The sequence below is a fragment of the Citrobacter sp. On2M genome (assembly GCF_018035235.1).
GTDB classification, from domain to species: domain Bacteria; phylum Pseudomonadota; class Gammaproteobacteria; order Enterobacterales; family Enterobacteriaceae; genus Citrobacter; species Citrobacter meridianamericanus.
In genome coordinates, this window is record NZ_WPCV01000005.1 from 816,881 (window position 1) to 832,706 (window position 15,826).

The following is a 15,826-nucleotide window of genomic DNA, read 5'->3' on the forward strand; positions in this document are numbered from 1 at the left end:
ATGCCATGGATCCAACTAAAACTGAACACGACCGGTGCCAACGCTGAAGAGTTAAGCGATGCGCTGATGGAAGCGGGCTCCGTTTCCATTACTTTCCAGGATACGCATGATACGCCGGTATTTGAGCCTCTGCCGGGCGAAACTCGCCTGTGGGGTGATACCGATGTTATCGGCTTGTTCGACGCAGAAACCGACATGAAAGAAGTCGTTGCCATCCTGGAACAGCATCCGCTGCTGGGTGAAGGCTTCGCGCATAAAATCGAACAGCTTGAAGATAAAGACTGGGAACGCGAATGGATGGATAACTTCCACCCGATGCGTTTTGGTGAACGCTTGTGGATTTGCCCGAGCTGGCGCGATGTCCCGGATGAGAATGCCGTCAACGTAATGCTGGACCCGGGTCTGGCGTTTGGTACAGGTACTCATCCAACCACTTCGCTGTGCCTGCAATGGCTGGACGGTCTCGATCTAAACGGCAAAACGGTTATCGACTTTGGTTGCGGCTCAGGCATTCTAGCGATTGCGGCCCTGAAGCTGGGCGCAGCGAAAGCCATCGGTGTCGATATCGATCCGCAAGCAATTCAGGCCAGCCGTGATAACGCTCAACGGAATGGTGTTTCTGAGCGTCTTGAGCTTTATCTACCGAAAGACCAGCCAGAAGCGATGAAAGCCGACGTGGTGGTCGCCAACATCCTCGCGGGTCCATTACGTGAACTGGCGCCGTTAATCAGCGTACTGCCCGTTGAGGGCGGTTTACTGGGGCTTTCTGGCATTCTTGCCAGTCAGGCGGAAAGCGTCTGTGAGGCCTATGCCGATCTCTTTACGCTCGATCCGGTTATCGAGAAAGAAGAATGGTGCCGCATTACCGGTAAGAAAAAATAATCCCTTCCGGCGTGGTTATCTGACCACGCCATTTTCAGACAATTGACCAGCACAGCGATACCTCTCCTCGATATACAATATTTAATTGATTTTGTTAATTTTTATATTGTTTTCGTTGAGTGTACGTATGCATTTCTATCGTTTTACAACAACTTTACTAACAGCATGCTTGATGCCCCTGACAACGCTTGCCGCATCATGGGGATATATCGGAGAGACCGGCCCTGCACGGTGGGGAGAAATTAGCAGTGAGTATGCAACGTGCCAAACTGGAATAAATCAATCACCCATTGATATCCAGACCGCCACAACCAATAAACTCAGCCTTCCTGCGCTCAACATACAATACGTCGATGGCCCGACAAGATTTCGTAGCATCAACCATACGCTACAGGGAACAATGAGTCCCTATACTTCAAACTCTATTAATGTTGATGAAAAAATTTATTATCTGAAACAATTAGATTTTCACGCACCGAGCGAACATACCCTCAACGGAAAAAACTATCCTCTGGAGCTGCAGTTAGTCCACAAAAACCAACACGGAGACATCGCCATCGTAGCGGTCATGTTTGATGTCGATGAACCTAACCAAGCGATTCAAAATCTGTGGGAATCCTTTCCAACCATGAAGGACAATAGCATGCCCATTTTTTCGCCAGTCAATATCAACCACCTTTTACCCGATGATAAATCCTACTGGCGTTATAGCGGTTCGCTAACTACTCCTCCCTGCACTGAAGGCGTGACCTGGACTGTACTGAAAACGCCAGTTACCCTTTCCGCCGACCAGTTGGATAAATTTCACTACATTGTTGGGTCTGCGAATAATCGCCCACCGCAGCCGCTGAATGAACGCAAAATTGAGGAAAGCAATTCCGGAGATACCGAGATCCTGTACTAAAATGAGGTAGCGATCACACAATGGTGAGGTTATTTGCTGATTAATTCAGCAGAATATCTTGTCAGTACCTTCTGCCGCTGAAGAAAAAATGAGAAGTTACGCAAAATTATATGTGTATATAAAATCGGCACTTTTTTATAACGCTATGATTTACATGATCAAATATTTTAATGCGCTCATATTTACGGCAATTCATTGATCCACCTCAGTGGATTGGTCAAAGTTTGGCCTTTCATCTCGTGCGAAAAATGCGTAATATACGCCGCCTTGCAGTCACAGTATGGTCATTTCTTAACTCATGCGCATCGGACAATACCAGCTCAGAAATCGCCTGATCGCAGCACCTATGGCTGGCATCACTGACAGACCATTCAGGACGCTGTGCTATGAGATGGGAGCCGGGTTGACGGTATCCGAGATGATGTCATCTAACCCGCAGGTTTGGGAAAGTGACAAGTCTCGTTTACGGATGGTGCACGTTGATGAGCCAGGAATTCGCACGGTGCAAATTGCCGGTAGCGACCCTGTTGAGATGGCCGATGCCGCACGAATTAACGTGGAAAGCGGCGCCCAGATTATTGATATCAATATGGGGTGTCCGGCTAAAAAAGTGAATCGTAAGCTCGCAGGTTCAGCCCTTTTGCAGTACCCGGATCTAGTGAAATCAATACTAACCGAGGTCGTCAATGCAGTGGACGTTCCTGTCACGCTCAAGATTCGCACCGGCTGGGCTCCGGAACACCGTAACTGCGTAGAGATTGCCCAACTGGCTGAAGACTGTGGCATTCAGGCTCTGACCATTCATGGACGCACCCGCGCCTGTTTGTTCAATGGAGATGCTGAGTACGACAGTATTCGGGCAGTTAAGCAGAAAGTTTCCATTCCGATTATCGCGAATGGCGACATTACTGACCCGCATAAAGCCAGAGCTGTACTCGACTATACAGGGGCGGATGCCCTTATGATAGGACGTGCAGCTCAGGGAAGACCCTGGATCTTTCGGGAAATCCAGCATTATCTGGACACTGGGGAGCTGCTGCCCCCGCTGCCTCTGGCAGAGGTTAAGCGCTTGCTTTGTGCGCACGTTCGGGAACTGCACGACTTTTATGGTCAGGCAAAAGGGTACCGAATTGCGCGTAAACACGTATCCTGGTATCTCCAGGAACACGCTCCGGATGACCAGTTTCGGCGCACATTCAACGCCATTGAAGATTCCAGCGAACAGCTGGCGGCGTTGGAGGCATACTTCGAAAATTTTGCGTAAACAGAAATAAAGAGCTGACAGAACTATGTTCGAACAACGCGTAAATTCTGACGTACTGACCGTTTCTACCGTTAACTCTCAGGACCAGGTAACTCAAAAACCCCTGCGTGACTCGGTTAAACAGGCACTGAAGAACTATTTTGCTCAATTGAATGGTCAGGATGTTAACGATCTCTATGAGCTGGTACTGGCTGAAGTAGAACAGCCCCTGTTGGACATGGTGATGCAATACACCCGCGGCAACCAGACCCGTGCTGCCCTGATGATGGGCATCAACCGTGGTACGCTGCGTAAAAAACTGAAAAAATACGGCATGAACTGATACTAATCAGTTAAGTGTTTGTTTTAAAAGGCGCTACTCGGCATGGGGAAGCGCCTTTTTTATTGACGTCATACGGGAGGCTTTGGCGATGAACGCGAGATGTGAACCTGTCTATTTTGGCGATGAATCTAAAAAGATAATCCTGGGTGATGCGCTGACCGAACTGAAAAAGCTGCCGTCTGAAAGCGTCGAGCTCATTTTTGCCGACCCACCTTATAATATCGGTAAAAACTTTGACGGAATGGTGGAATCCTGGGACGAACAGAGCTTTTTGACATGGCTGTTTGAATGCATTGACGAATGCCATCGTATTCTCAAACCGCATGGCACCATGTACATCATGAACAGTACGGAGAACATGCCATACATCGACCTCAAATGCCGCCAGCTTTTTACCATCAAGAGCCGCATCGTGTGGTCATATGATAGCTCTGGGGTGCAGGCCAAAAAGTACTTTGGTTCGATGTATGAACCGATCCTGATGATGGTAAAAGATCAGAAAAACTATACGTTTAATCGCGATGATATTCTGGTGGAAGCCAAAACGGGCGCTAAACGCGCGCTGATAGATTACAGAAAGAATCCACCCCAGCCATATAATCAGAAAAAAGTGCCTGGCAATGTCTGGGCGTTTCCCCGCGTTCGCTATCTGATGGACGAATACGAAAATCACCCCACGCAGAAACCCAAAGCTTTACTGGAGCGCATCATTCTGGCTTCCTCCAACCCAGATGACAAAGTGCTGGATCCGTTTGCCGGTAGCTTCACGACCGGCGCCACCGCCGTGGAGTTAGGTCGCAAGTTTGTCGGGATTGAAATCAATACTGAATACGTGAAAATGGGGCTCAGAAGACTGAGTATTGGTTCTCATTTTTCAGAAATTGAACTTGCAAAGGTGAAAAAGCGTAAGACAAAAAACATGTCTAAAAAGAGCCATTTGACGGCAAAGTGTGGCGATCGTTCAGCAAAGTAAAGGCATTGTAAGTCCGCTTTTCAGCGTGCAGATTTCGTGTATATTCCCTGCACGCTTGGGCATGAATACACAGGGTTTGGTAATGATACGCAAGTATTGGTGGCTGGTTATTTTTGCGGTCTTCGTTTTTCTTTTTGATGCGCTGCTTATTCAGTGGATAGAGCTGATGACAACAGAGCACGACAAGTGTCGGAACATGAACTCGGTGAATCCCCTTAAGCTGGTCAACTGCGTCGATCTCGAATAGTGCCGCCCACCCCACTTCAGCAGCCGTCAGGCCTGGCGGCTAAAACTACCCTACCTGACTCTCACTCTGCGTTAATTGCCTTACGATACCATCTGGGCTTAACATTTTTAATACATTATCAACTAATACTGGCGCTTGTTTATAAAGATCATAACTCATTGGATTAATGAGCCAGTTTTTAACGATGCCACTAAAACTGCCATGAAGAATAATTATTATAACGTCTAAATCAAGGCCGGTTGCGACAAGCCCTTCGTCCATACATTGTTGCAAGGCAATGCGCATATCCAGATGATTGATACCAATTTTTTCACGAATAGCCTGTTCCGATATCATATCATTATGGAATTCACATTTATGATATAAAATCTGCATTAATGCCTGCTGTCGAGGATTCTCAGCAATATATTGCAAACCCACGACTAATCTTTCTTGTAACCGCTGTAATGGGTTATCTCCCCAACGCCCAACGAGCTGCTCCTGAATAAGATCACGCAAGGGTGGTTGCTGTAACCAAAGCTCATTAAAAAGCTGCGTTTTATTTTCGAAATGCCAATAGAGTGCCCCTCGCGTAACGTTGGCCGCATCCGCAATGTCGTTGAGCGTCGTATTACTCACGCCACGCGCGGCGAACTGCACAATCGCTGTTTCAATCAGGTGCTGTCGCGTTTTGAGGGCATCAGCTTTTGTTCTTCTGGCCATGATCCCGACTGTCCGGAGTAGAGTGGAGAATGATTAACTTTCTTATCTAATATTTGCTGAACGGAATAAATGTATCACTTAGCGTATATTTAGACGAGGCCTAAAAGCGTTAATTGCTGACATTGCACACGAATAAATAAAACATATAAAAAACTTAAATATATTCACCAATCAAATGCTTATTTCGACATGTATTTATGCGCATCATAGTATTGCTATTAACACCATAATGAAACATCAGAAGATTAATCCTTTTTTGTTTTTATGTGCCGTGTGTCGCGTCCATAAATAAGTATTACTTACATCGCAGGCTAATAATTTGTAGGATAGCAAACTATTATTTTTCTTGTGCGCGTTATCGCCTCTGCGTTACCCGGTTAATAACGAGCGTTCGGTTTTTTAAGGAATAGAAATGACGAAAAATGCCAGGTTTTCACTCCTGCCCTCATTCATCATCATCTCCGCTGCATTACTCGCCGGTTGTAACGATCAGGGAGAAACACAAGCTCATCCCGCAGAGCCGCAGGTGACTGTCCATGTCGTCGAAAAGGCCCCCTTAGCCGTGACGACCGAATTACCCGGGCGCACAACGGCATTTCGTATTGCAGAAGTCCGTCCTCAGGTTAGCGGGATTGTACTTAAACGGAATTTCACTGAGGGAAGCGATGTTGAAGCCGGTCAGTCGCTTTATCAGATCGACCCCGCGACTTACCAGGCTGACTATGACAGCGCCAAAGGCGAACTGGCAAAGAGTGAAGCGGCGGCAGCTATCGCGCATTTAACGGTAAAACGTTATGTTCCGCTGGTTGGCACTAAGTACATCAGCCAGCAAGAGTACGATCAGGCCATTGCTGATGCCCGCCAGGCCGATGCATCCGTAATCGCAGCAAAAGCCGCGGTCGAAAGCGCACGTATTAACCTGGCCTACACCAAAGTGACATCGCCCATTAGCGGACGTATCGGTAAATCTAACGTCACCGAAGGCGCATTAGTCACGAATGGCCAGGCGACTGAGCTTGCTACCGTTCAACAGCTTGATCCTATTTACGTCGATGTAACGCAGTCCAGCAATGACTTTATGCGCCTCAAACAATCTATTGAGCAAGGGAGCCTGCATAAGGACGATGCCAGCAGTACTGTAGAACTGGTAATGGAAAATGGTCAGTCGTACCCGCTGAAAGGCACTTTGCAATTTTCTGACGTGACAGTTGATGAAAGTACCGGATCCATCACCCTCAGGGCCGTCTTCCCTAACCCGCAGCACACATTGCTGCCGGGCATGTTTGTGCGCGCGCGCGTTGATGAAGGTGTTCAGCCAAATGCGATTCTCGTTCCGCAGCAAGGGGTAACGCGTACGCCTCGCGGCGATGCCACCGTGATGGTCGTTAACGACAAGAGCCAGGTTGAGTCTCGCACAGTTGTTGCCGCACAAGCCATTGGCGACAAGTGGCTCATCAGTGAAGGTCTGCAACCGGGTGACAAAGTTATCGTGAGCGGCTTACAGAAAGCACGCCCTGGCGTCCAGGTTAAAGCAACTGCCGACACCGAAACCTCTGCCACGAAAGCCCAATAAGGTACCGGATATGGCTAACTTCTTTATCAGGCGTCCTATTTTTGCCTGGGTACTGGCCATCATTCTGATGATGGCGGGAGCTCTGGCAATCATGCAGCTTCCCGTAGCGCAGTACCCGACCATTGCACCTCCTGCGGTCGCAATCACCGCAACCTATCCAGGCGCGGATGCACAGACGGTGCAAGATACTGTTACGCAGGTTATCGAACAGAATATGAACGGTATCGATAACCTGATGTATATGTCCTCCACCAGCGATTCCGCCGGGAGTGTGACCATCACACTGACTTTCCAGTCCGGTACCGACCCCGATATCGCCCAGGTTCAGGTGCAAAATAAATTGCAGCTCGCCACACCGTTACTGCCGCAGGAAGTCCAGCAGCAGGGGATCGGCGTTGAGAAATCCAGCAGCAGCTTTTTAATGGTCGCGGGGTTTGTTTCTGATAACCCGCAAACCACGCAGGATGATATTTCCGACTACGTCGCCTCAAACGTTAAAGACTCAATCAGTCGTCTGAATGGCGTAGGCGACGTACAACTGTTTGGCGCGCAGTACGCTATGCGTATTTGGCTGGATGCGAACTTGTTGAACAAGTACCAGCTTACGCCGGTTGATGTGATCAATCAGTTAAAGGTCCAGAACGATCAAATTGCCGCGGGTCAGTTAGGGGGGACGCCTGCATTACCTAACCAGCAGCTTAACGCTTCTATCATTGCGCAAACGCGACTGAAAGACCCTGAAGAGTTCGGCAAAGTCACTTTACGCGTGAACAGCGATGGTTCGGTAGTTCATCTGAAAGACGTCGCGCGGATCGAACTGGGTGGTGAGAACTACAACGTCGTTGCGCGTATTAACGGTAAGCCTGCATCCGGTCTCGGTATTAAATTGGCTACCGGGGCAAACGCGCTGGATACCGCTAACGCAATCAAAGCCAAACTGGCTGAGTTACAACCGTTCTTCCCGCAGGGAATGAAGGTGGTCTATCCGTACGACACCACGCCATTTGTGACTATCTCCATCCACGAAGTGGTAAAAACGCTGTTTGAGGCGATCGTGCTGGTGTTCCTGGTCATGTATTTGTTCCTGCAGAACATCCGGGCAACGCTCATTCCAACCATCGCTGTCCCCGTCGTATTATTAGGCACATTCGCCGTACTTGCCGCGTTTGGCTACTCGATAAACACCCTGACGATGTTCGGGATGGTGCTCGCCATCGGTCTATTGGTCGATGATGCAATAGTGGTGGTGGAAAACGTCGAACGTGTGATGATGGAAGATAATCTGCCGCCTAAAGAGGCGACGGAAAAATCTATGTCACAAATTCAGGGAGCACTGGTCGGTATCGCCATGGTGCTGTCTGCGGTTTTTATCCCAATGGCCTTTTTTGGTGGGTCGACAGGTGCTATCTACCGGCAGTTCTCCATCACCATTGTTTCCGCCATGGCGCTTTCTGTATTGGTCGCGCTGATCCTGACTCCCGCGCTTTGCGCAACGCTGCTGAAGCCGGTATTGGCTGAACATCACGAGAAAAAAAGCGGTTTCTTTGGCTGGTTTAATGCCAAATTCGATAACAGCGTCAACCACTACACCAATAGCGTCAGCGGTATTGTGCGTAAAACCGGGCGTTACCTGGTTGTCTACCTGATCATCGTGATCGGAATGGCAGTGCTGTTTATGCGTCTACCGACTTCCTTCCTGCCGGAAGAAGATCAGGGCGTATTTATGACCATGATTCAGCTCCCGGCGGGCGCAACACAAGAGCGCACCCAGAAAGTGCTGGATCAGGTTACTCAGTATTATCTGAACAATGAGAAAGCTAACGTCGAAAGCGTCTTCACGGTTAACGGCTTTAGCTTCAGCGGCCAGGGGCAAAACTCCGGTCTGGCGTTCGTCAGCCTCAAGCCCTGGGATGAGCGTAGTGGAGAAGAAAACAGCGCTGAAGCTGTCATTGCACGCGCCACTTACGCCTTCAGCCGGATTCGCGATGGCCTGGTCTTCCCCTTCAACATGCCAGCGATAGTTGAATTGGGTACCGCAACCGGCTTCGATTTCGAGCTGATCGATCAAGGCGGTTTGGGACATACGGCGTTAACGCAAGCACGTAACCAACTGCTGGGTATGGTGGCTAAACACCCAGATTTGTTAGTCCGCGTACGCCCGAACGGCCTGGAAGATACCCCTCAATTCAAACTGGATGTCGATCAGGAGAAAGCACAAGCACTGGGCGTTTCGCTGTCGGACATTAACGAGACGATCTCTGCATCGTTGGGCGGCTATTACGTCAATGACTTTATTGACCGCGGTCGTGTGAAAAAAGTTTACGTTCAGGCGGATGCTAAATACCGCATGCTGCCAACGGACATCAGTAATCTGTATATCCGCAGTGCCAATGGCGAAATGGTTCCGTTCTCTGCGTTCAGCGCATCGCATTGGGTTTACGGCTCACCGCGCCTGGAGCGTTACAACGGTATGCCATCGATGGAAATACTGGGGGAAGCCGCGCCTGGTCGAAGTACGGGTGAAGCAATGGCATTAATGGAAAGCCTCGCAGAAAAGCTGCCAAACGGTATTGGTCATGACTGGACAGGTATGTCTTATCAGGAACGACTGTCGGGTAACCAGGCGCCTGCACTTTATGCCATCTCGCTAATCGTCGTCTTCCTTTGCCTGGCCGCATTGTATGAGAGCTGGTCAATTCCCTTCTCCGTCATGCTGGTTGTACCACTCGGCGTGGTAGGCGCATTGTTAGCTGCATCGCTGCGTGGGATGAATAACGACGTCTACTTCCAGGTCGGTCTGCTAACCACTATTGGCCTCTCGGCTAAAAACGCCATCCTGATCGTCGAATTTGCCAAAGATCTGATGGATAAAGAGGGTAAAGGGTTGATAGAAGCCACTCTGGAGGCGTCGCGCATGCGTCTTCGTCCAATCCTGATGACATCTCTGGCGTTTATTCTGGGGGTTATACCTCTGGTTATCAGCCACGGAGCGGGTAGCGGCGCGCAGAATGCGGTCGGTACGGGCGTAATGGGGGGAATGTTGACCGCGACGTTGTTGGCAATCTTCTTCGTCCCTGTCTTCTTTGTTGTCGTCAGACGGCGTTTTAGTCGACACAACGACTAATTTGTAAAAAAAGGCGTCTTCGGACGCCTTTTTCATCGATGGTGTCCCTCTTTATTTATTAATAAGATAGCCATTAATTTCTTTTTAATCTTTCCTGAAAATTCGCCCGTCGCCTTTCTTTTTATTCATTATTTTTACAATCCACATGAATTGAGATTATTCCTCATGTCAGTATTTTTTTAAGAAGTGGTAAAATAGCCTCCAGGTTCGCAGATGGCTTAGCGTTTGTCTTTGCCCGATTAGCGAAACGCTTATTTTTGAGGTAACACCATGAAAAGATTAATCTCCGTTGCATTGCTAACCGCATTTCTGGCCGGCTGTGCACACGATTCTCCTTGCGTACCTGTATACGACGATCAGGGACGCCTGGTTCATACCAATACATGTATGAAAGGCACCACGCAGGATAACTGGGAAACCGCCGGAGCCATCGCCGGTGGTGCCGCAGCCGTTGCTGGACTGACGTTAGGGATCGTTGCCTTAACCAAATAATTCCTCTTAAAAGCGCGGTTGTTACCGCGCTTTTAGTTATAAAAATAAAATATATATAAGACAAAGCGTTGGTTAAAGCACCTAACGTATAATAAAATTATTATAGATTTCTCTCACATCTCCACGATTTGAAATTAGCATTTTTTCTTTTCTTAGTAACACCACGTTTTCTTTCCATTATTCTCACGTGATCAATATTAACGCACGAAATCGTTATCACGCGTCCAGTCTGATTTTTGAATTTTTTGCGCCGAAATGTGGCTTACGTTTCAATTTTGCACCACTTCAGGGCGCTGCATTTATTTTTTCCTGTCTACACTCTGCATATTGCGTCGAATAATCGTGCGCAAAAACCTGGCACTACCTTTGCTTAAAAGAGTATGGCCAAAGCCACAGACAGGTAAAAGACGTTTTCAGAACGTTTCCATAACAATAATTCCTCCACACAGGATGCTCTATGAAAAAGATGATAATAGCCAGCCTGGCTGCGGCCGGCGTGCTGCTTGCGGTTGCAAATCAGGCACATGCCGGCGCAACACTGGATGCAGTAAAGAAAAAAGGTTTTGTGCAGTGTGGGATCAGTGACGGGTTGCCTGGCTTTTCTTACGCCGATGCAAGCGGTAAGTTTTCAGGTATTGATGTCGACGTATGTCGTGGCGTTGCCTCCGCCGTATTTGGCGATGATAGCAAAGTAAAATATACCCCGCTTACCGCCAAGGAACGTTTCACCGCGCTACAATCGGGTGAAGTTGACATGCTTTCTCGTAATACTACCTGGACCTCCTCTCGCGATGCAGGAATGGGAATGTCTTTCACTGGCGTAACGTATTACGACGGCATTGGTTTTCTTACCCACAATAAAGCAGGTCTGAAGAGTGCTAAAGAGCTGGATGGCGCAACGGTTTGTATCCAGGCAGGAACTGATACCGAACTGAACGTGGCCGACTATTTTAAAGCCAACAATATGAAGTACACCCCCGTCACTTTCGACCGCTCGGATGAATCCGCTAAAGCTCTCGAATCTGGGCGCTGCGATACGCTAGCTTCCGACCAGTCTCAGCTGTACGCCCTGCGAATCAAGCTGAGTAATCCTGCGGAGTGGATTGTCCTGCCAGAAGTTATTTCTAAAGAACCGCTGGGACCTGTCGTACGTCGTGGCGACGATGAGTGGTTCTCCATTGTTCGCTGGACGCTGTTCGCCATGCTGAATGCGGAAGAAATGGGGGTTAACTCGAAAAACGTCGATGAAAAAGCGGCTAATCCTGCCACGCCGGATATGGCGCACCTGTTAGGCAAGGAAGGGGATTATGGTAAGGACCTGAAGCTTGATAACAAGTGGGCTTACAACATAATCAAGCAGGTAGGTAACTACTCGGAGATCTTTGAGCGTAACGTTGGATCGGAAAGTCCACTGAAGATCAAACGTGGACAGAACAATCTCTGGAATAACGGCGGCATTCAATATGCACCACCGGTGCGCTAATGCGTAGTGATGTAACGGGCGCCGCGACTGCGGCGCTCAGTCCAGGGTCATCGTTACCGAGGTTTTCTTATGTTCCATCGCCGCTCAACCGTAAAAGGATCGTTATCCTTTTCTAACCCTGCGGTCCGCGCCTGGTTATTTCAAATAATTACCGTCATTGCAGTCATCAGCATTGCGGTCTATCTCATTCATAACACAATAAATAACCTGAACAATAGCGGTATTACCTCGGGATTCTCTTTTCTCGATCGCAGCGCCGGATTTGGTATTGTCCAGCATCTTATTGATTACGAGCAAGGCGATACGTATGGCCGTGTCTTTGTAGTCGGTCTGCTCAATACGCTATTAGTCTCTGCGTTGTGTATTGTTTTCGCTTCTGTTCTCGGTTTCTTTCTCGGCCTGGCACGCCTTTCAGATAACTGGTTATTGCGAAAGCTCTCAACGATCTACATCGAAACGTTCCGCAATATACCGCCGCTGCTGCAGATCTTTTTCTGGTATTTCGCCGTATTACGTAACCTGCCCGGTCCACGTCAGGCCATTAACGCGTTGGATTTACTGTTTCTGAGTAACCGGGGATTGTATATTCCGGCACCGCAAATGGGAGAAGGTTTTTTTGCGTTATGTATCGCTGTCATTATCGCTATCGCCGTCGCCATCGGGCTATTTCGCTACAACAGAATGCACCAGACTAAAACAGGTCAGTTACGCCGGACCTGGCCAACGGCTTTGGCGCTGATCGTGCTTTTACCGGTGATTTCACAGTGGCTGTTTGGCGCGGCGCTTCACTGGGACATCCCCGCGCTTCGCGGTTTTAACTTCCGTGGAGGTATGGTGCTTATTCCCGAACTGGCTGCCCTGACCCTGGCGCTTTCCGTGTATACCTCGGCGTTTATTGCAGAAATTATTCGGGCGGGAATTCAGGCTGTTCCTTATGGCCAACATGAAGCCGCACGCTCACTGGGCCTACCAAATCCAGTAACGCTGCGCCAGGTAATCATCCCACAGGCGCTGCGCGTCATCATTCCCCCATTGACCAGCCAGTATCTGAACATCGTCAAAAACTCCTCCCTTGCGGCCGCCATTGGCTACCCGGATATGGTTTCACTGTTTGCCGGTACGGTGCTCAACCAAACAGGGCAAGCCATTGAAACTATCGCCATCACCATGTCGGTGTACCTAATCATCAGCCTGAGCATTTCTCTGCTGATGAATATTTATAACCGCCGTATCGCACTGATTGAGCGCTAAGGAGCCATGATGACAAAAGCACTGCTGTCTCCCCCCTCGCGCCAGAGCAGTAACCCGGCTGGCCGCAGTCTGCTCTGGGTGCGTAAAAACCTGTTCTCCAGCTGGTCAAATAGCCTGCTCACGCTGCTATGCGTATGGCTGATTTGGTCATTTCTTCCACCACTGCTGAACTGGGTATTCTTTCAGGCCAACTGGGTCGGTTCGACCCGAGCAGACTGTACCAAAGCCGGAGCCTGCTGGGTGTTCATTCATGAACGCTTTGGGCAATTCATGTATGGACTTTATCCCCACGATCAGCGCTGGCGCGTAAATCTGGCCTTGATAATTGGCCTGGTTTCTATCATCCCCATGTTCTGGAAATTTATTCCCCATCGTGGCCGCTATATTACCGTCTGGGCCATTGTGTATCCGGTGGTGGTCTGGTGGTTGATGTACGGTGGTTTTATCGGACTTGAGCGCGTAGAAACCCGACAGTGGGGAGGATTAACACTGACACTTATCATCGCATCCGTAGGGATTGCGGGCGCGCTTCCGTGGGGTATTTTATTGGCACTGGGGCGTCGTTCCCATATGCCAATAGTGCGGATTTTATCTGTCATTTTCATTGAGTTCTGGCGCGGTGTGCCGTTGATAACCGTCCTGTTTATGTCCTCAGTTATGCTCCCTCTGTTTATGTCCGAAGGAGCCAGTATCGACAAACTTATCCGGGCGCTGGTCGGCGTTATTCTTTTCCAGTCGGCTTATGTCGCAGAAGTGGTTCGCGGAGGACTACAAGCCCTGCCAAAAGGTCAGTATGAAGCCGCTGAATCACTGGCTCTAGGGTACTGGAAAACACAAGGGCTGGTCATTCTTCCGCAAGCCCTTAAGCTGGTTATTCCCGGTCTGGTTAACACAATTATCGCTCTGTTCAAGGATACCAGCCTGGTCATCATTATCGGTCTGTTTGATCTCTTCAGCAGCGTGCAGCAGGCAACTGTGGACCCCGCGTGGTTGGGTATGTCGACGGAAGGATATGTTTTTGCCGCTCTGATTTACTGGATCTTCTGTTTCAGCATGTCACGTTACAGCCAACATCTGGAAAAGCGTTTTAACACCGGGCGTACACCGCACTGAGGAATTTATGAGCCAATTATTAATGCCGTCTACCGACGCGATGATTACGCTGGAAAACGTCAACAAATGGTACGGACAATTTCACGTCCTGAAAAACATCAACCTGAAGGTAAAGCAGGGAGAACGTATCGTATTGTGCGGGCCTTCCGGCTCAGGTAAATCGACAACCATCCGCTGTATTAACCACCTGGAAGAGCATCAGCAAGGACGTATTGTGGTGGATGGAATTGAACTCAATGAGGACATCCGAAATATTGAGCGCGTCAGGCAAGAAGTCGGCATGGTCTTTCAGCACTTTAATCTCTTTCCCCATTTAACGGTTCTGCAGAACTGCACGCTGGCACCTGTATGGGTGCAAAAAATGCCGAAAAAAGAGGCGGAAACTCTGGCAATGCACTACCTTGAGCGAGTTCGCATTGCTGAACATGCGCATAAATATCCCGGACAAATCTCTGGTGGGCAGCAACAGCGCGTGGCCATTGCACGCTCGCTGTGCATGAAACCCAAAATCATGTTGTTTGATGAACCCACATCAGCATTGGATCCTGAAATGGTAAAAGAAGTGCTGGATACCATGATAGGTCTGGCGCAATCGGGCATGACCATGTTATGTGTTACCCATGAAATGGGCTTTGCCCGCACAGTGGCCGACCGGGTGATCTTTATGGATCTTGGTGAGATTGTTGAACAGGCGCCACCGGACGAGTTTTTTGCTCATCCAAAATCTGAACGCACACGCGCCTTTTTGTCGCAGGTTATTCATTAAATAGATATGGCGGATACCGTTCTGGATTTTTTCGCTTATAAACGCAAAAAGGCCATCCTGACGGATGGCCTTTTTGCTTATTTGATGTCTGGCAGTTCCCTACTCTCGCATGGGGAGACCCCACACTACCATCGGCGCTACGGCGTTTCACTTCTGAGTTCGGCATGGGGTCAGGTGGGACCACCGCGCTACAGCCGCCAGACAAATTCTTTTCTAAGTGCCGAACTTAAACCGAAAAAATGGTGCTGATACCCAGAGTCGAACTGGGGACCTCACCCTTACCAAGGGTGCGCTCTACCAACTGAGCCATATCAGCACACTAAATTTGATGCCTGGCAGTTCCCTACTCTCGCATGGGGAGACCCCACACTACCATCGGCGCTACGGCGTTTCACTTCTGAGTTCGGCATGGGGTCAGGTGGGACCACCGCGCTACAGCCGCCAGGCAAATTCTGTTCATCAACACACTTTTAGTCTGTCGATGTCATCTGTATCAGGCTGAAAATCTGTCTCTTCGCCAAAACATCTTCGGCGTTGTAAGGTTAAGCCTCACGGTTCATTAGTATCGGTTAGCTCAATGTATCGCTACACTTACACACCCGACCTATCAACGTCATCGTCTTTAACGTTCCTTCAGGAGACTTAAAGTCTCAGGGAGAACTCATCTCGGGGCAAGTTTCGTGCTTAGATGCTTTCAGCACTTATCTCTTCCGCATTTAGCTACCGGGCA

General features: G+C 49.1%; 14 protein-coding genes, 1 tRNA gene and 3 rRNA genes. 13 read left to right on the plus strand and 5 right to left on the minus strand.

Annotation, left to right across the window (positions count from 1 at the left end):
* From prmA to On2M_RS21845, 6 genes are all read left to right on the plus strand, one after another.
* Positions 1-882: a 50S ribosomal protein L11 methyltransferase gene (gene prmA, locus On2M_RS21820; RefSeq protein WP_151217898.1), complete on the plus strand. Its 882-nt coding sequence runs from the start codon at positions 1-3 to the stop codon at positions 880-882.
* A 127-nt stretch (positions 883-1,009) separates the two neighbouring features.
* Positions 1,010-1,786, plus strand: coding sequence for a carbonic anhydrase family protein (locus On2M_RS21825; RefSeq protein WP_210905447.1), 777 nt, complete (start codon positions 1,010-1,012; stop codon positions 1,784-1,786).
* Between the two features lie 298 nt (positions 1,787-2,084).
* Positions 2,085-3,050: a tRNA dihydrouridine synthase DusB gene (gene dusB, locus On2M_RS21830; RefSeq protein ID WP_003025224.1), complete on the plus strand. Its 966-nt coding sequence runs from the start codon at positions 2,085-2,087 to the stop codon at positions 3,048-3,050.
* A 25-nt stretch (positions 3,051-3,075) separates the two neighbouring features.
* Positions 3,076-3,372 (plus strand): DNA-binding transcriptional regulator Fis, encoded by a 297-nt coding sequence (fis, locus tag On2M_RS21835; protein ID WP_000462905.1) that lies wholly within the window; start codon positions 3,076-3,078, stop codon positions 3,370-3,372.
* A gap of 88 nt (positions 3,373-3,460) precedes the next feature.
* Positions 3,461-4,345, plus strand: a complete 885-nt coding sequence (yhdJ, locus tag On2M_RS21840; protein ID WP_151217900.1) for an adenine-specific DNA-methyltransferase — start codon at positions 3,461-3,463, stop codon at positions 4,343-4,345.
* 82 nt (positions 4,346-4,427) lie between these two features.
* Positions 4,428-4,592, plus strand: a complete 165-nt coding sequence (locus On2M_RS21845) for a DUF2556 family protein (RefSeq protein ID WP_151217901.1) — start codon at positions 4,428-4,430, stop codon at positions 4,590-4,592.
* A 45-nt stretch (positions 4,593-4,637) separates the two neighbouring features.
* Here the strand turns inward: On2M_RS21845 and envR are convergent, their stop codons facing one another.
* Entirely contained in the window at positions 4,638-5,294 is a 657-nt protein-coding gene (envR, locus tag On2M_RS21850) for an acrEF/envCD operon transcriptional regulator (protein WP_151217902.1), read from the minus strand.
* Positions 5,295-5,706: 412 nt separating this feature from the next.
* On the opposite strand from envR, the gene On2M_RS21855 reads away from it, so the two are divergent.
* The 7 genes from On2M_RS21855 to On2M_RS21885 all read left to right on the plus strand — a co-directional run bounded on the left by On2M_RS21855 (position 5,707) and on the right by On2M_RS21885 (position 15,096).
* On the plus strand, positions 5,707-6,867 hold the full coding sequence (locus On2M_RS21855; RefSeq protein ID WP_210905448.1) for an efflux RND transporter periplasmic adaptor subunit: 1,161 nt from the start codon (positions 5,707-5,709) through the stop codon (positions 6,865-6,867).
* A gap of 10 nt (positions 6,868-6,877) precedes the next feature.
* Complete coding sequence (locus On2M_RS21860) at positions 6,878-9,991, plus strand: efflux RND transporter permease subunit (protein WP_210905449.1); 3,114 nt, start codon at positions 6,878-6,880, stop codon at positions 9,989-9,991.
* Positions 9,992-10,261: 270 nt separating this feature from the next.
* Positions 10,262-10,483 carry a lipoprotein gene (locus tag On2M_RS21865; RefSeq protein ID WP_003025292.1) on the plus strand — a complete coding sequence of 74 codons (222 nt, stop codon included), beginning with the start codon at positions 10,262-10,264 and terminating at the stop codon, positions 10,481-10,483.
* A 457-nt stretch (positions 10,484-10,940) separates the two neighbouring features.
* A complete protein-coding gene (locus On2M_RS21870) occupies positions 10,941-11,966 on the plus strand; it encodes an amino acid ABC transporter substrate-binding protein (protein WP_003025295.1) in 1,026 nt (341 codons plus the stop codon).
* Positions 11,967-12,035: 69 nt separating this feature from the next.
* Positions 12,036-13,217, plus strand: a complete 1,182-nt coding sequence (locus On2M_RS21875; protein ID WP_210905450.1) for an amino acid ABC transporter permease — start codon at positions 12,036-12,038, stop codon at positions 13,215-13,217.
* A gap of 9 nt (positions 13,218-13,226) precedes the next feature.
* Positions 13,227-14,330 (plus strand): amino acid ABC transporter permease, encoded by a 1,104-nt coding sequence (locus On2M_RS21880; RefSeq protein WP_210905451.1) that lies wholly within the window; start codon positions 13,227-13,229, stop codon positions 14,328-14,330.
* A gap of 7 nt (positions 14,331-14,337) precedes the next feature.
* Entirely contained in the window at positions 14,338-15,096 is a 759-nt protein-coding gene (locus On2M_RS21885; RefSeq protein ID WP_151217906.1) for an amino acid ABC transporter ATP-binding protein, read from the plus strand.
* Positions 15,097-15,182: 86 nt separating this feature from the next.
* Here the strand turns inward: On2M_RS21885 and rrf (On2M_RS21890) are convergent.
* The 4 genes from rrf (On2M_RS21890) to On2M_RS21905 all read right to left on the minus strand — a co-directional run.
* A 5S ribosomal RNA gene (rrf, locus tag On2M_RS21890) occupies positions 15,183-15,298 on the minus strand.
* A gap of 38 nt (positions 15,299-15,336) precedes the next feature.
* Positions 15,337-15,412 (minus strand) — tRNA-Thr (locus On2M_RS21895).
* 14 nt (positions 15,413-15,426) lie between these two features.
* Positions 15,427-15,542, minus strand: a 5S ribosomal RNA gene (gene rrf / locus On2M_RS21900).
* A 92-nt stretch (positions 15,543-15,634) separates the two neighbouring features.
* Positions 15,635-15,826: ribosomal RNA gene (locus tag On2M_RS21905) — 23S ribosomal RNA — on the minus strand; the annotation flags it as partial.

Excerpts from the sequence above, each read along its gene's own strand:
- prmA (WP_151217898.1), top strand. The coding sequence starts at position 1 with ATGCCATGGATCCAACTAAAACTGAACACGACCGGTGCCAACGCTGAA.
- On2M_RS21825 (WP_210905447.1), top strand. The coding sequence starts at position 1,010 with ATGCATTTCTATCGTTTTACAACAACTTTACTAACAGCATGCTTGATG.
- dusB (WP_003025224.1), top strand. The coding sequence starts at position 2,085 with ATGCGCATCGGACAATACCAGCTCAGAAATCGCCTGATCGCAGCACCT.
- fis (WP_000462905.1), top strand. The coding sequence starts at position 3,076 with ATGTTCGAACAACGCGTAAATTCTGACGTACTGACCGTTTCTACCGTT.
- yhdJ (WP_151217900.1), top strand. The coding sequence starts at position 3,461 with ATGAACGCGAGATGTGAACCTGTCTATTTTGGCGATGAATCTAAAAAG.
- On2M_RS21845 (WP_151217901.1), top strand. The coding sequence starts at position 4,428 with ATGATACGCAAGTATTGGTGGCTGGTTATTTTTGCGGTCTTCGTTTTT.
- envR (WP_151217902.1), bottom strand. The coding sequence starts at position 5,294 with ATGGCCAGAAGAACAAAAGCTGATGCCCTCAAAACGCGACAGCACCTG.
- On2M_RS21855 (WP_210905448.1), top strand. The coding sequence starts at position 5,707 with ATGACGAAAAATGCCAGGTTTTCACTCCTGCCCTCATTCATCATCATC.
- On2M_RS21860 (WP_210905449.1), top strand. The coding sequence starts at position 6,878 with ATGGCTAACTTCTTTATCAGGCGTCCTATTTTTGCCTGGGTACTGGCC.
- On2M_RS21865 (WP_003025292.1), top strand. The coding sequence starts at position 10,262 with ATGAAAAGATTAATCTCCGTTGCATTGCTAACCGCATTTCTGGCCGGC.
- On2M_RS21870 (WP_003025295.1), top strand. The coding sequence starts at position 10,941 with ATGAAAAAGATGATAATAGCCAGCCTGGCTGCGGCCGGCGTGCTGCTT.
- On2M_RS21875 (WP_210905450.1), top strand. The coding sequence starts at position 12,036 with ATGTTCCATCGCCGCTCAACCGTAAAAGGATCGTTATCCTTTTCTAAC.
- On2M_RS21880 (WP_210905451.1), top strand. The coding sequence starts at position 13,227 with ATGACAAAAGCACTGCTGTCTCCCCCCTCGCGCCAGAGCAGTAACCCG.
- On2M_RS21885 (WP_151217906.1), top strand. The coding sequence starts at position 14,338 with ATGAGCCAATTATTAATGCCGTCTACCGACGCGATGATTACGCTGGAA.